This is a genomic window from Bacteroides cellulosilyticus (assembly GCF_020091405.1).
Lineage (GTDB): Bacteria > Bacteroidota > Bacteroidia > Bacteroidales > Bacteroidaceae > Bacteroides.
On record NZ_CP081903.1, the window covers coordinates 1,108,525 to 1,124,004 of the forward strand.

11 protein-coding genes are annotated in these 15,480 nt (G+C 46.0%); 1 reads left to right on the forward strand and 10 read right to left on the reverse strand.

Features of this window, described 5'->3' with window-relative positions:
- Positions 1-38: 38 nt before the first annotated feature.
- The 9 genes from infB to K6V21_RS03890 all read right to left on the reverse strand — a co-directional run bounded on the left by infB (position 39) and on the right by K6V21_RS03890 (position 13,596).
- Positions 39-3,149 carry a translation initiation factor IF-2 gene (gene infB / locus K6V21_RS03850; protein WP_224320890.1) on the reverse strand — a complete coding sequence of 1,037 codons (3,111 nt, stop codon included), beginning with the start codon at positions 3,147-3,149 and terminating at the stop codon, positions 39-41.
- A gap of 68 nt (positions 3,150-3,217) precedes the next feature.
- Positions 3,218-4,558 (reverse strand): transcription termination factor NusA, encoded by a 1,341-nt coding sequence (gene nusA / locus K6V21_RS03855; protein WP_217716185.1) that lies wholly within the window; start codon positions 4,556-4,558, stop codon positions 3,218-3,220.
- 4 nt (positions 4,559-4,562) lie between these two features.
- Positions 4,563-5,030, reverse strand: a complete 468-nt coding sequence (gene rimP / locus K6V21_RS03860) for a ribosome assembly cofactor RimP (protein WP_217716184.1) — start codon at positions 5,028-5,030, stop codon at positions 4,563-4,565.
- 128 nt (positions 5,031-5,158) lie between these two features.
- The gene (locus K6V21_RS03865; protein WP_224320891.1) at positions 5,159-6,733 is read right to left on the reverse strand and encodes an ATP-binding protein; all 1,575 of its coding nucleotides are present in this window, start codon (positions 6,731-6,733) and stop codon (positions 5,159-5,161) included.
- Positions 6,734-6,872: 139 nt separating this feature from the next.
- Complete coding sequence (locus K6V21_RS03870) at positions 6,873-7,481, reverse strand: HU family DNA-binding protein (RefSeq protein WP_224320892.1); 609 nt, start codon at positions 7,479-7,481, stop codon at positions 6,873-6,875.
- Positions 7,482-7,797: 316 nt separating this feature from the next.
- Positions 7,798-10,131, reverse strand: coding sequence for a glycoside hydrolase family 3 N-terminal domain-containing protein (locus tag K6V21_RS03875; protein ID WP_224320893.1), 2,334 nt, complete (start codon positions 10,129-10,131; stop codon positions 7,798-7,800).
- Positions 10,132-10,237: 106 nt separating this feature from the next.
- Positions 10,238-11,419 (reverse strand): esterase, encoded by a 1,182-nt coding sequence (locus K6V21_RS03880; RefSeq protein ID WP_224320894.1) that lies wholly within the window; start codon positions 11,417-11,419, stop codon positions 10,238-10,240.
- 13 nt (positions 11,420-11,432) lie between these two features.
- Positions 11,433-12,233 (reverse strand): alpha/beta hydrolase, encoded by an 801-nt coding sequence (locus tag K6V21_RS03885; RefSeq protein WP_217716180.1) that lies wholly within the window; start codon positions 12,231-12,233, stop codon positions 11,433-11,435.
- Between the two features lie 109 nt (positions 12,234-12,342).
- Entirely contained in the window at positions 12,343-13,596 is a 1,254-nt protein-coding gene (locus tag K6V21_RS03890) for a carboxypeptidase-like regulatory domain-containing protein (RefSeq protein ID WP_224320895.1), read from the reverse strand.
- Between the two features lie 563 nt (positions 13,597-14,159).
- Here K6V21_RS03890 and K6V21_RS03895 point away from each other — a divergent pair.
- Positions 14,160-14,558, forward strand: coding sequence for a hypothetical protein (locus K6V21_RS03895; protein WP_118401997.1), 399 nt, complete (start codon positions 14,160-14,162; stop codon positions 14,556-14,558).
- On the opposite strand, the gene K6V21_RS03900 is transcribed toward K6V21_RS03895, so the two are convergent.
- Positions 14,549-15,478, reverse strand: coding sequence for a hypothetical protein (locus K6V21_RS03900; RefSeq protein WP_224320896.1), 930 nt, complete (start codon positions 15,476-15,478; stop codon positions 14,549-14,551). The genes K6V21_RS03895 and K6V21_RS03900 overlap by 10 nt on opposite strands.
- Between the last annotated feature and the right edge of the window lie 2 nt (positions 15,479-15,480).

Here is a 15,480-nt window from a genome sequence, read left to right on the forward strand (position 1 = left end):
TGAAATCCGTGTAATCCGTGTCTAAAAGATTATTTCGCTTACAGAGTCTGTTTTACTTCTATTTCTTCGTAAGATTCGATCATATCGCCTACCTTGATATCGTTGCAGTTCGTCAGGCTGATACCACACTCGAAGTTGGTACCTACTTCCTTCACGTCGTCCTTGAAACGTTTCAAAGCATTGATAGAACCGGTAAAGATTACGATACCGTCGCGGATGAGACGAGCCTTGTCGCTGCGTTTCACCTTTCCGGTCTTCACTACCGCACCGGCTACGAGGCCTACCTTGGTGATATTGAACACCTCGCGTACCTCGATGGTTGCAGTTACTTGTTCCTTCACCTGCGGTGCCAACATACCTTCCATAGCGGCCTTCACCTCTTCGATAGCGTCGTAGATTACCGAGTACTTGCGGATATCCACACCCTCGTTCTCCGCCATCTTCGCAGCGGCATTCGACGGACGTACCTGGAAGCCGATGATAATGGCATCCGAAGCGGCAGCCAATGAAACATCGGATTCGGAGATAGCTCCAACGCCTTTGTGGATTACATTTACCTGTACCTGCTCTGTAGACAGCTTGATCAGTGAGTCGCTCAACGCCTCAACAGAACCGTCCACGTCACCCTTAACGATAACATTCAGTTCATGGAAGTCACCCAGTGCCAGACGACGGCCAACTTCATCCAAAGTAAGCATCTTCTGAGTACGCAGACCTTGTTCACGTTGCAACTGTTCGCGCTTGTTAGCGATTTCACGTGCTTCCTGTTCCGTATCGATTACGTGGAACGTATCACCGGCAGCAGGTGCACCGTTCAATCCCAGAATCAATACCGGCTCAGACGGTCCGGCCTCTTTCAGGCGCTGGTTACGTTCATTGAACATAGCTTTCACCTTACCATAGGCTGTACCTGCCAGTACGATGTCTCCCACCTGAAGTGTACCGTTTGATACCAGCATGGTAGCTACGTAACCACGTCCTTTGTCCAATGAAGACTCGATGATGGAACCTGTTGCCTTACGGTTCGGGTTTGCTTTCAAATCAAGCATTTCTGCTTCCAGCAATACTTTCTCCAACAGTTCTTTCACACCCAAGCCTTTCTTGGCCGAGATATCTTGCGATTGATATTTGCCGCCCCATTCTTCAACGAGATAGTTCATAGCTGCCAGTTCCTCCTTAATCTTGTCAGCGTTGGCAGTCGGTTTATCAATCTTGTTAATTGCGAATACGATAGGTACACCGGCAGCCATAGCATGGTTGATAGCTTCCTTCGTTTGCGGCATCACGTTATCATCGGCAGCGACAATAATGATAACCACGTCCGTCACCTTCGCACCACGGGCACGCATAGCGGTAAACGCCTCATGACCCGGAGTATCGAGGAACGTAATCTCACGTCCGTCTTCCAGTTTCACGTTGTAAGCACCGATGTGCTGCGTGATACCACCGGCTTCACCGGCAATAACGTTCGCCTTACGGATATAGTCGAGCAATGATGTCTTACCGTGGTCTACGTGACCCATGACGGTAACAATCGGCGCGCGCGGTTCCAGATCCTCTTCAGAATCCTCCTCCTCTACAATGGCCTGTGCCACTTCCGCACTGACATATTCAGTCTTGTATCCGAACTCTTCCGCCACCAGATTGATGGTTTCAGCATCCAGACGCTGGTTGATAGACACCATGATACCGATACTCATACAAGTAGCGATGACCTGCGTCACGGAAACGTCCATCATGCTTGCCAACTCGTTGGCAGTCACGAATTCCGTTATCTTCAGCACTCTGCTGTCCGCCATTTCGCGGTCTTCCTGCTCCTGCATACGGCTGTTCGCTATATCGCGCTTGTCCTTACGGTATTTGGAAGTCTTGCTCTTACCTTTGGAAGTGAGGCGTGCCAAGGTTTCTTTTACCTGCTTAGCTACGTCTTCCTCGCTAACCTCCTGCTTGATGACCGGTTTCTTGAAACGATCCCTGTTATTGTTGTTACGATTGTTCTTGTTGCCACCTTGGTGATTATTACCACCACCGGCACCTTGCTGACCGCCGCCGGCATGAGGTCCTTTGCCTCCACCACCACGGTTGTCGCCTCCACGTTGGAAGTTGGATGCATTGTTGATATCCACCTTCTCCTTATTATTATTAATGCGGAGACGTTTCTTCTTGTTGGCGTTGGCATCGGCATCTTTCTCCTTGCCATCCTTCGCTTTGGTGTCTTCGCGGCGGATTTCTTTGATGATCGCCTCTTTCATCAGCTTCTTCTGATCCTGACGAATCTTCTCCTTCTCTTCGCGCTCCTTACGTTTCTCCTCTTTGGATTTCTTCTTAGGGCGTGTAGACTGGTTCAATGTCGCCAGATCAATCTGACCGATGATATTGATCTTAGAAACAAACTCCGGCTTGTGAATTGTGAAGATTTCCGCTTCATCACTCTTTGCAGGCGCTTCTTCTGCCACGGCAGGTTTCGCCTCTTCCCGGACAGGTGCCACGGGAGCAGGTGTTTCTTTTTTCACTACTTCTTTCGCTACTACCGGAGCGGGGTTGGGTGCAGGTTTTTCTGCAACGACTGCTGGCTTCGGTTCTTCTTTCACTACAGGAGCCGGTTCGGGAGCCGGAGCCGGCTTCGGTTCGGGTTTCGGTTCGGGCTTCAATTCCGGTCTGGGTTCCGGTTTCGGTTCCGGTCTGAACTCAGGCTTCGGTTCCGGTTTGGGCTGCGGTTTAGGTTCTTCCTCTACCACAGGCGCAGATGTTTCCACTTTCTTTTCTTCCACTTTTTCTACTACCGGTTTCCGGTTCAGTTTATCCAGGTCTATTTTTCCGACAGGTTTAAACTTCGGACGTGCATCTTCGGGGACAACAGTCTTTATTTCTTCAACTTTCGGTTTCTCCGTAGTCTCAGCCTCGTAACCATCGATAGATACCGATGCTTTGTTACGGTCTTTATTCTGCCGTTCCTGAATGAAACGTTCCGATTCAAGTCTAAGATTCTTATCTGTACTGAACTCTTTCACGAGCAAGGCATATTGCTCCTCGTTAATTTTTGTGTTGGGGTTTGCCTCAACGGCAAATCCTTTCTTCTGCAAGAACTCAACGACCGTTGAAATTCCTACATTCAAATCTCTTGTTACTTTATTTAACCTTATCGTCATACTAAAAAATTAATGAATAATGTGGAGAAAGAAGTTAGTGCAAACAGAAACAGATGTCGACAGACACTTTATTCTGCCTCGGGCTCTGCCTCAGGGGCAACCTCGGGCTCTGTCTCAGGCATAACCTCAGGTGCCGGATCCAATTCAGGTTCGCCTTCTTCAAACTCCAAACTTAAAATGCGTAATACCTCGTCCACCGTTTCTTCTTCCAGGTCGGTCTTTTCAATCAACAACTCGCGCGGAGCGTTCAGCACGGCCTTCGCTGTATCGATACCAATCGACTTGATAGCATCAATCACCCAACCGTCGATTTCGTCTCTGAACTCATCCAGATAGATATCTTCATCCTCAACAGCCTGATCCAACTCACGGAATACGTCAATGGTGTACTCGGTCAACATACTGGCAAGTTTGATATTCAAACCGCCTTTACCAATAGCCAGCGAAACCTCTTCAGGCCTCAGAAATACTTCTGCCTTACGTTCTTCTTCATTCAGACGAATAGAAGATATCTTCGCGGGGCTGAGGGCACGCTGAATAAACAACTGGATATTGGACGTATAGTTGATTACGTCAATATTCTCATTGCGCAACTCACGAACAATGCCATGAATACGGCTACCCTTTACACCTACGCAGGCACCTACCGGGTCGATACGGTCGTCGTACGACTCAACGGCAATCTTGGCACGCTCACCGGGGATACGGGCAATCTTCTTAATGGTAATCAGTCCGTCATTGATTTCGGGCACTTCCATCTCGAACAGACGCTGCAGGAATACAGGCGATGTACGGGAAAGGATAATCTTCGGATTGTTATTCTTGTTGTCCACACGGGCCACCACGGCACGCGCCGTTTCTCCCTTGCGATAGAAATCGCTCGGAATCTGTTCCGTCTTGGGCAGCAGCAATTCGTTTCCTTCATCATCGAGCAGCAGCATTTCCTTCTTCCATATCTGGTATACTTCCGCATTGATGATATTACCCACCTTATCAATATATTTATTATAGATACTGTCTTTTTCCAGTTCCAAAATTTTAGAGGCCAACGTCTGACGCAAGTTCAGGATGGCACGTCGTCCGAAGTTCGCGAAGATTACTTCATCCGTCACTTCCTCGCCCACTTCATAAGAAGCATCTATTTTCTGTGCTTCCGATAATGCAATCTGCAAGTTCGGATTTTCCAGGTCTTCATCCGCCACTACTTCACGGTTGCGCCATATTTCGAAGTCGCCCTTGTCCGGGTTCACAATTACGTCGTAATTCTCATCGGTGCCGAACATCTTCGCGATCACACTACGGAACGACTCTTCGAGCACGCTCACCATGGTGGTTCTATCGATATTTTTCAGTTCCTTAAATTCCGAAAATGTATCTATCAGGCTGATAGTTTCTACTTTCTTGGCCATAGTCTTATTTAAAACTGATTAAGTATTTAGTATATTTTATTTCATCATACGCAAGCATTTCGTCTTCCTGCACCAGCTGGGGGCGCTTGGCTCCTTCGGATTTCACTTTCTTTTCTACAGTTACAGTGAAATGCTGTTCATCGGCTGCTTTCAGCACGCCGCACAACTTGCGTCCATCTTTTCTCAGCACTTCCACTTCTTTTCCGATGTGGTTGGTGTACTGTTGCAACACTTTAAATGGCTGTCCGATACCGGCAGAACCTACCTCCAACTCATAATCCTCATCCTCACGGTTCAACTTGGATTCGATGTATCGGCTCAACTCCACACAATCTTCAATCCAAACCCCTTCTTTGTGGTCAATTTCCACCACAATCTTGTCGTCCGGGCTGATAGCTACTTCCACCAGAAAGTACTCTTTTCCGTCCAGCCACTCGTCAACAATCTGACAAACAGTTTTCTTTTCTACCATTGATTAACTATATAAGAACAAAAAAAGGAGCTTAATTGCCCCTCCACCTTTCATCCATTGCGGTTGCAAAGATATAAATAATCTATTCGACTACAAAATATTAGAAAGAAAAAAGAATAATTAAGGGGTTATCTTCCTGTTTTCTCTTTCCATTCCTCCACTGTCCTCGTCCGGGACGAGAAGTTGACGCCGATACAAATCACCTTGCGCTTGTCCGTAAGATAAGGTTTGGCATAGTTTTTTTCTTCAATCTGACGGAGTGCCTCGTCGGCCGAGCCGTCGAGTTTAAATTCGAAGATGTAAACATAATCTTTCAGTTCGATGATGCAGTCCACACGGCCGATGGCCTGGGGTTTCTCGTTGATGAGACGGCAATTGCTTTCGCCTATCAGACGCAGAATGAGATAAAATGTGTACTGGAAATATTTTTCGGTAGCCTCGGGAGTCCCAAGCGAATCGTGGCTGTCATACGCTATGCTCGACAGGAAAGCGGTCAAGGAATCACGGAATTCGGCCGTCTCACCGTCTTCCAGCAGGATGAGGGCATCGATTACCCACGAGGAGATGTTGCCGTCCTTCGGTTTCAGGTAATCGTTCGCTATCATGGCGAGAAAGCCTTGCCGCACTTCGTTGTTGGGAAAATCCAGCAGATAAGCATTCCTGCGCATGTCATAGTCTTTGATGGTGAGGTAACCGCTTTGGTAGATCATCGGTAGCGGCTTCTCAACATCGGCTTTATAGTCCACAAACATGGCCGGGGCATAATATTTACCGGTCAGTTCGTTTATCTGCTCATGATTGTGCTTCAGCAGTTTTTCCAGATAGGTAGGCGTGCCGGTGGCGTACCAGTAATCAAAAATCCTTGTCTGATCGAACGCATTGAGCAAGCTGAACGGATTGTATACACCAATCAGTGCATCGCTGAAGTGGTAGCCATCATATTGCTTTTTGAGCATATCTTTCATTTCCCCCGCAGAGCATTGGTATCTCTCGGCCAATGCTGTTATTGGTTCGGCAAAGTAGTGCTCCATCTCCTGCTGCGTAATGCCACAAAGAGTATCGAAACGGCGATCCATACTGATATCCTTTGGCTGGTTGAAACCGCTGAACACGCTCACTTGAGAGAATTTGGTCACACCGGTCAGCAGTACGAACTGCAAGGAGGCATCGGCTCCCTTGAAGGTAGAATAAAAGGTTTTCAGAATTTCCCGGTTCACAGCTTCCTGCGGGGTATCGAGAGCATCGAGGATGGGCTTGTCATACTCGTCTACCAAAACCACCGCACGACGGCCTGTCTTTTCACTGGCACGCCTCAGCAACTCCCTGAAGCGATCTCCGACAGTACTATAGTGGGGATTCTTGCCGTAGATATCTTCCCAATTGCCCAAATATCCTTCGATGGTTGCTTCCAGAATTCCCGGTTGCATATAAGGGCCACCGTTGAAATCGATGCGGAATATGGGATATTCCAGCCAGTCTTTTTCAAGTTCCGCAATAGCTAATCCTTCAAAAAGTTCTTTCCGCCCACTGTAATAAGCCTCCAGAGTACTCACCAACAAGCTCTTGCCGAAGCGGCGGGGGCGGCTCAGGAAGTAAATGGCACCGGTGGTGACCAATTGATAGACTAAAGCCGTCTTGTCCACATACACGTATCCGTCTTCACGGATTCTTTCGAACGTCTGTATTCCAATAGGATATTTCATAATCATTCCCTTCTTTTGATTGCCACCTCGTAAAGTTAATCCATTTCGATGAATCACCCAAACTATAGGCAATTTAGTTTCGCATACACTCAATTTATTTATTAACAAGGATTCAGTTGACAAGCCGACAAGCCCGGAATCACGTCCGTTCCGCCTTCACATAGTGCTTTTGGTTCCTTTTTCCACGGCTCTCAATCAGCCCTTTTTCTACAAAGTGCTTCAAGTCCTGGGCGGCTTTCCACTTCAGCCTGCCGGTCAGCTCGCTGTAGGTCACCCGGCTGATGTAGGCGTTGTTGTCCAGGTAATTCATCAGCAGTTTTTCCAATTCCTCCATGCTCAAGTCGCTGGATTGGCGGAACTGTACCGTCGGAACGCGTGTCAAATCTCCATTCAGCGCTTTCTTGAAGGTGGCGGAAGGACGAAAATTGACATTGTTGAAGCGGATGGATTGGGAGCGGATATCCGTTTTTTTCGCCACCATCCGATTGCCTTTCACCTTGCCGGTAAAAAAGCCGAACTCACCGACTTCTACGCTGAACCCTTTGTTTATCCAGTCGGTTGCCGTATCAAACACACTCATCAGCACTCCTTCAATCTCTCCTTTGCGAAAGCCAATCCGTTTGGACACCAAATCCAGGAACTCATCCGACAGGATAGTTCCCGCCGTGATAGCTTGCACATAAAGCACTTCCGTTTCGCCTTCTTTCGTGGTGAGCGAAGGTTTTTTCTTCAAATCATAATAAGCCATATCTATCTGTATTTAAGTTCATTACCCTATACCGCAAAGCACTAATTCCAAGGCCGCGGAGAATAAGTTCCAAAACCGCCGGAAACAATTTTCTCCGCTACTTCAAATCAGAAGGATGGCTACAACCAGCCCATCAGACGCTTATAAACATCCCATCGGCTGTATGCATACACCCGATGGGATGTATGCATACAGCCGACCTATTTGTTACTGCAAAGATAATTGTTTCTGCCGATAAAAGAAATTATTTGATGGGAATATAGAACATGCCATATTCCTCTTTAACCTGCATTATTCATAGCAGGCTCAATCTTTTCTACTTATTCGGCGTATCCCATTTCCTGGTATCCGTACAAGTAATATTCAAAGTTTGATTACCCGTCTGTATGCGGAAGTCGCCTTTTTCCAGAATCCATTTGCCATCATAACCCACGAAAGCAAGGTCGGAACCTTTCACTTTCAGCGTAACGGTTTTCGTTTCTCCCGGTTGCAGTTCTACTTTCTCGAAAGCACGCAGGCGGCGGATATCAGGAGTCAGGGAAGCGATCAGATCGCTGCTGAACAGCAGAACACTTTCCTTGCCGATACGGTTACCGGTGTTCTTCACATCAACGGTGAAAGTAAGTACATCGTCAGCCGTAAAGTTGGTTTTATCCACTTTGAGATTACTGTAAGCATAGGTAGTGTAACTCAATCCGTAACCAAATGCCCATTGCACGGACATCACGGCATCGTAATCATAAGCACCCGACATCTTTTCAAGGTCTTCGCACGGCTTGTAGTCGTAAGTGAACAGTGAATTGATTTCCTTCGGATAAGTATAGGGCATCTTACCGCTGAAGTTGGCGTCTCCTGCCACGAGGTTTGCCAAAGCATCGCCTCCATAGTTACCCGGAAGCATGGTGTTGATAACAGCCTTTGCCAACGGTTCTATTTCGTTGACGATGCGCGGACGGCCTTCGTTCAGAACCAAAACAACCGGCTTTCCGGTGGCAGCCAATGCTTTCACCAGATTGAGTTGGCTTTCGGAGAGGAAGAGGTTGTTCAGGTTACCCGGAGTTTCGCAATAGGAGTTCTCACCCACACAAGCGATGATATAATCCGCATTGGCGGCAGCAGCTACGGCTTTATCTATTTCCGGAGCATTTTCTTCCCACCATGCGCCACCTTCCTTATAAGTGACACCCGGCTCATAGATGATATTGGAAGCACCGAACTTCTGAGTGAACGATTCAAGAATGGTGTTATAATCCGCCGCTAATTCATCCGCCCTGTGTCCTTGCCAAGTGTAAGACCAGCCACCGTTGAGCGTACGCATGGAGTTGGCATTAGGGCCTGTAATCAGCAGTTTTTTATCTTTAGGCAACGGCAAGATATGATCAGTATTCTTCAATAAGACCAGAGACTCTTCGGCAGCCTGCAAAGCGGCGGCGGCATGCTCTTTACCTCCGAACAGGGGGAAATCCTTGTGATTATAAGCAGGTGTTTCGAACAAGCCCAAGCGATACTTCATGCGCAGCACGCGGCGTACAGCATCGTCAATGCGGCTCATCGGCACTTCGCCTTCTTCCACCAACTCTTTCAGGTATGTACAGAAACTCCATTCATAAGGCACCATCGACATATCGATACCGGCATTGATAGCTATCTTGATAGCCTCTTTCTTGCTGCTTGCAATCTTATCGCGGGTGTAGAGGTTATTGATATCCGCCCAGTCGGTCACAATCATGCCATCCCAGTTCAAGTCCTCTTTCAGCCACTCGGTCAGCAGCTCGTAGTTGGCATGAAAAGGAAGCCCGTTGTTCATGGCAGAGTTCACCATAACAGACAAAGCACCAGCCTTGATACCTTCCAGGAACGGAGCGAAATGTTTCTCGCGCATATCCTGCACAGTGATGGACGAAGGGGTACGGTCTTTACCGGAAACAGGGACACCGTAACCCATATAATGCTTGATGCAGGCGGCTACTTGCTGTTTTCCTATATGGTTAGGATCACTGCCCTGAAAACCGAATACAGCTTCGCGCCCCATTTCGGCATTCACGTAGCAATCTTCACCGTAGTTCTCCCAATGACGGGGCCAGCGGGCATCACGTGCCAGGTCGAGCACCGGAGCATAGGTCCAGGGGATACTTCCGGCCTTGGTTTCATAAGCGGAGATGCGGGCGCCTTCACGCACCAGTTCGCGGTTGAAGGTAGCTGCCATATTGATGCCCTGGGGAAAGAAAGTTCCGCCCAATGTATAAGTTGTCCCGTGTATCTGGTCTACACCATAAATACAAGGAATACCCATTACTTTCATCGATTTGTCCTGTATCTTCCGGATGATTTCTTCCCACTTCTCTTTGGATTGTGCAACGCCCTGGGGTACATTCAGAATAGAGCCGACTTTGTACTTGCCGATAACGGTATCCAGCAAAGCATCGTCTATCTGAAATTCTTGGGTCGAATTATCACGTTTGGTAATGACGTCAATGGTAAGCTCTGTCATCTGCCCAATCTTCTCTTCAAGGGTCATCTTCTTGAGCAAGGCTTCCACCTTCTTTTCTATTTTCCCGTCTCTTGGGATGGCAGGAGCCACTGTAGTTTGCGCCGTAGCGGTTAACATCAGCCCGGAGAGGGCTGCGGATAAGATTAATTTTCTATTCATGGTATTGTTTTTGGGTTTCAGCAGGCAAAGGTAAGAACATCCTGTTATCCTCAAGGGTATAACAGGATGCTTTTTAGGTATTGTTTTGTTATTTCCTGTATTTCTCTTACCTGAACAACATCGGAACGAACTCCGTCAGATAAATACGCCAGTTCCTCCAGATATGTCCTTCATCCGATTCGTAATAGGTATATTTATATCCCTTTTTATCCAGCAGTTTACGGTACTCCTCATTGGCTTTATAGAGGAAATCCGTCTTACCGATGGCAATCCAGTAAAGGGCGGGGTTCTTGTCAAACTGCACTTTCAGTTTTCCTTCCATGTTCTCGTATATCGGTGAAGATGCCTCTTTATTAGGCATAATGGCAGCGGAAAACAGTCCGACATAATTGAACATATCGGGATATTGCTTGGAAATATGCAAAGAATGGAAGCCACCCATAGACAAACCGGCTATGGCACGACCGGATTTACTCTTTACCGTACGATAGTTTTTATCGATGAACTTCACGATCTCGGGGAACGCCTGTTCATAAGATCCCTCCATCGTCTTGGGCAACTGCATTGTCGGGGGAACCATTCCACGGGATGACTCTCCGGGAGCAGCTTCCTGTGAAGCATTACCGTTCGGCATTACTACAATCATGGGCTTTGCTTTACCCTGTGCAATCAGGTTATCCAATATCTGTGCAGTACGGCCCAGAGAAATCCATGCTTCTTCATCGCCACCCATTCCGTGAAGGAGATAAAGCACGGGATAGCGTTTGCCGCCGGTTTCATAACCGGCAGGAGTATAGACCGTCATGCGACGTTCCAGGCCAAGTGCCGGACTATCATACCATACTCGGGAGACAGTTCCGTGAGGCACCGGATTGACTTTATAAAAATCGGCACGGTCGCCGCCAATGATAAATACGTTGGTTAAGGTGGACACATCACGGATCAGGTAGACATTGGCGGGATCGTTCACCCGCAAGCCATCTACTATAAAAGAGTAGCTGTAAAGCTCCGGTTTCAGAGGTTCGGGAGTAGTATATTCCCATACACCCTCCTGCCCTTCCTTCAGGTCCACAATTCCGGGAGCCTCAAACTTAGCATTCTTTTGTACAGGCAGGAAGTCTCCTGTAAGCTGTACTCTCACCGCTTTCGGTGCTTTAAAGCGGAAGGTTACGGTATTGTTGCCATGAATCTCGGGAGATACCACGGGAGCACTTCCCCAAAGGGCTTGTTGTGCAAACATCGTCACACCAATCAGCAAGGCGACGATCAAAGCTGTTAATCTTTTCATAAGTATGTATATATCAATGTTCACGGATATAGTTTATAATCAGGAAACAGGCAGGTTCGAGTACTGTGCCGTGATTGAAGCCTTGCAACTCATACAGAGCCACCTTCTTATTGCCGATATTCTTCGCTACGGAAGCGAATAAAGCGTTCTCTTCCCATCGATCCGCCATTTCCAGATTGCGGTCTCCGGTAATCAGTATGACAGGAGGAGTATCTTTACGCACACGGTTCACCGGGGCATATTCATCTATAATAGGAATACCGTTTGGCAACCCGCGTTCTTTACGAATCGTGAAATGAGTCACCGTCTGTCCGCTGACGGGAAGATAAGCAGCCACTTTATCGGCATCCGCACCATAAGCTTCCATGTACTTCTTATCCATAGCCAATATCAGTGTAAGGTAGCCGCCTGCGGAATGTCCGGAAACAAATATCTTGTCTTTACTGCCGCCGTATTCTTCTATATGGTTGAATGTCCATGCCACAGCTGCCGCAGCATCTTCAATATAAGCGGGATTCTTGGCCTTGGGACTCAGACGGTAGTTCACCGCCACCACTGCAAAGCCTCTGTTCATCAGTTCCTGGGGGATATGCTTTCCACCGCCTTCCAGACCACCGCCATGAAACCATACGATAGTGGGAAAATCTTTTTTGTCCACCGGATAGTAGACATCCAGTTTGCAACGTTCCTTTCGGTAAGCGTCAGTCTCGGACTTGGCAATATACGGCAGGTCTTTTACGGTTTTATATACTTCCTGCGCATGCAGGGTTAACATACAGAATAATAGCAACAGAAGTGTCACTTTCCTTTTCATGGCATATTTGTTTAAAGGTTTGTAGCTGCAATATTAGGCAAATAATTTCAAAGAGCAGCTTCTTAATTGTTGAAAAGATTGTCTGTACGTTCAAAATCAATCATTTTTCTCATTCCGGACTTATATGGCTTACATCAACAGAAAAAACATTTTCAGGTTCGATTCTAGGCTCCAGGTCGTCAGAAAATGAAGGTTGTTGACGACCACCTACGACATAAAGCTTTCCGTCAGCATAGAACAATCCAGAGTTCTCCGAACCGTCCGTAAAATAATAGGCATTCACAGTATTCGTTCTGATATTATATATCTGCAAGCTCATATTTTCATAAATATAAATCAGATTTCCATTGGTTGTAACTCCCAGGCAACAGACTCCTTCCTTTAAATTACATAAGTCGTTCCAGGCACCTGTCTCCAAATCATAACTTCTGACTTTCCACATTGAAGCCGTATATTGACCACCAAAGAAATAAGCAACATGTCCCACCAAAACACATTTCATAAAATCCCTTCTTTCTTTTGGAATAACGATTCCGGCATCATACCAAACACCGGTTTTAAGATCGAGTATATGCACTTTATCAGAGTACACGTTCTTTTTTATGGTGCCACCCATCATATACAGACAATCATCATAAATGAATGTAGCTGGATCTACCGCCTGATGAGGATTCACCCAATCCACATACAGAGTATCTCTATCTAAATCGTAAATTTCAATCTGAGGTGCCGTATATTCCAACTTACGGTTGATGGATAAATACTTTCCCCCCACGATGAATACCTTTCCTTTATAATAATGCGCTCTATGCCCATTACGTCGGGCAAACTTTTGCAGACTTTCTGTCCAAGTATCTGTAGCAATGTCATAAACATACATTTTATCAGAAAGACTACTGCCGGGTGCCAGAGTCTTTTCATCTCCTGATACGATATATATCTTGCCATTTTGGATGAAGGAGCCAGAAGAAACAACAGCTACAGGCAAATCCTTCAAAGGTTCATAATTGAGAAAAATGCGTCCTCGTTCCCCCTTCACACTTACTTCCGGCAATTGCTGAGAATAAGTATACATTGTTACGCGATAGGCCGAATATCTCAAATCCTTAAGGGTAAGTTTAAGAGAAAGATATCCCACATACGAGAAAACAATCGTATCACTTCCTGCAATATTCTCCACATCCTCAATATTGAAATACCCATTTTTATCAGTCACACCTATTCCTACAGAATCTTTTTGCAGATATATATTTACTCCGGATAATGGACTATTGTCTTTTCCATCTATGACATATCCCTGTGATTGAGATTTCATCGGCAGGGAACAAGTTATTATAAGAAACAAGAATATAATTATCTTCATATATGAATATTAAACATTTAACATAAAAAAGGAGAAAGGACAAACATTCTTTCTCTGCACTTACAGAACTTTATTTCGCATAGTTTCTTTTTGGACTATTCGCAACAGAGAATCCAACATTTTCTTATTAATGCATTATCCGCTTTTTTATATAATAAATAGGCTTCTGATAGTAACCAAAAGACTGTTTATTCATAGCATTCAGAACAGAGTTCTCATTCCTGACAACCAAAGATACGAATATGTAGTTTAATAACATACAAAAACAAGGGAAAAAGCACTCAATCATATAAAATAATTACCACCATTTCTAAAGCGAAATATTATCCACTCCAAGGCTACACCCTTTCCCAAAAAGGGCTACACCTTTTATCGGAAAGAGTGTAGCCATTCCAACCAAAGGGTGTAGCCCTAGGAAAAAGACCTTGTAGCTATCTGTACACAGGATAGTAATTACACATTTGCCCAATGATGAGTGCATTCATCAGGTACAAAATTCTTAAAATATTACCTAATATAGGGTTTATTCATTACATTTGTACCATTCTTAAAACTTTATCCTTATGGCACACCACTTGAATACCAACAAACAGTTTATGGTAGGCAACGGCATCCTGGCCTTTGCAGTTATTTTCGTTGTCGTCATCTTCGTTTACATGAGCCTGCGGCTGCAGAAGCAGAAAGATGAAGACCGGAACTTTATCGAAACGTACACCATCACCCTGGAAAAAGGATTTATTGGAGATTCCCTGTCACTAATGATTAATGACAGCGTGCTGGTGAATAAGAAAATAACCGAAGAACCATTCAGTATGGATGTGAAACGTTTTGCCGAGCAGAGCGCATTGTTGATTGTGGATAAAGCAACAGATCAACTATCCCTGTTCGAACTGAGTGAGAAAGGCGGTAACTACCGGTTTGAAAAAGAGAATGGGGAAGTAAAGCAGCTGGCTCAAAAATAGAACTTATGCTTCAGTGATTTTCCCGGCATCTTAAATGTCAATTCCACAAAGTTCTCTTCGTCTTCCAGACAGTCTTCGCTATTATAAGTTATCAGAATGTCTTCGCCACATGGCACAGCTTTCAGTTGGGAAGCGCAGTTAGAAGTAAGTTTCGGCATAGCAGCCGTAGTTATCTTCTTTCCTTTTATAAATAAGGAGACTATGTAAGCATCCTTGCCGTCCGACTTTCCTTCGGCAGTGATAAAGGTTGGCAATTTCCGGTAGTTCTGAACAACACCTTCCGCCCATTCGCGACGTGTCTTATCGAAGAAATATTCTGCGGCGGGACGCATTTTTGTGATGCACTGGTCTATTTCTTCCACCGAAGAGATATCGGAAATACGCTCTTCCATCTTCTTTATCAAGTCTTCCATTGCACGATCCTGCTCTTCGAACTGACGAACCAACGCTTTATGTTCACTTTCAGGGAAGGGATAGCGTATCGCATAAGCGTACGTTATCTTACCGGACTTCTTATCACGGCGTTTCTCCCAATACGAACCATCGACTTTAGAAAGTGAGATCCCCTTGATAAAAGGCAAAGAAGCCGCACGGGTAGAACCTTCGGCCATATACTGATCGACAAACTCCGTGATACGGTCACCGTTACCGGAAGTCTGTTTCACTGTATGCGAATCCGAGAACTCGATATTCTGTGCCACAGCCTGAATAATCTGGCGCTTCACACTTTCCAGACATTGCTGGCGTGCCTCTTCCATCGAACCAGTCTCCGCAGAAGCCACGATATAGCCGGACTCCGCAGACTCATACCAGACGGGAGCTTTCTTATCGCTCTTTTCAACGACTTTATATGCCTGGGCAAATAATGAAACTGTTCCCATGCAGAAAAGCAAAGCAACCGTAATTCCTATTCTTTTCATCT

Bases quoted from the DNA above. Each gene is read 5' to 3' on its own strand.
- infB (WP_224320890.1), bottom strand. From the start codon at position 3,149: ATGACGATAAGGTTAAATAAAGTAACAAGAGATTTGAATGTAGGAATT.
- nusA (WP_217716185.1), bottom strand. From the start codon at position 4,558: ATGGCCAAGAAAGTAGAAACTATCAGCCTGATAGATACATTTTCGGAA.
- rimP (WP_217716184.1), bottom strand. From the start codon at position 5,030: ATGGTAGAAAAGAAAACTGTTTGTCAGATTGTTGACGAGTGGCTGGAC.
- K6V21_RS03865 (WP_224320891.1), bottom strand. From the start codon at position 6,733: ATGAAATATCCTATTGGAATACAGACGTTCGAAAGAATCCGTGAAGAC.
- K6V21_RS03870 (WP_224320892.1), bottom strand. From the start codon at position 7,481: ATGGCTTATTATGATTTGAAGAAAAAACCTTCGCTCACCACGAAAGAA.
- K6V21_RS03875 (WP_224320893.1), bottom strand. From the start codon at position 10,131: ATGAATAGAAAATTAATCTTATCCGCAGCCCTCTCCGGGCTGATGTTA.
- K6V21_RS03880 (WP_224320894.1), bottom strand. From the start codon at position 11,419: ATGAAAAGATTAACAGCTTTGATCGTCGCCTTGCTGATTGGTGTGACG.
- K6V21_RS03885 (WP_217716180.1), bottom strand. From the start codon at position 12,233: ATGAAAAGGAAAGTGACACTTCTGTTGCTATTATTCTGTATGTTAACC.
- K6V21_RS03890 (WP_224320895.1), bottom strand. From the start codon at position 13,596: ATGAAGATAATTATATTCTTGTTTCTTATAATAACTTGTTCCCTGCCG.
- K6V21_RS03895 (WP_118401997.1), top strand. From the start codon at position 14,160: ATGGCACACCACTTGAATACCAACAAACAGTTTATGGTAGGCAACGGC.
- K6V21_RS03900 (WP_224320896.1), bottom strand. From the start codon at position 15,478: ATGAAAAGAATAGGAATTACGGTTGCTTTGCTTTTCTGCATGGGAACA.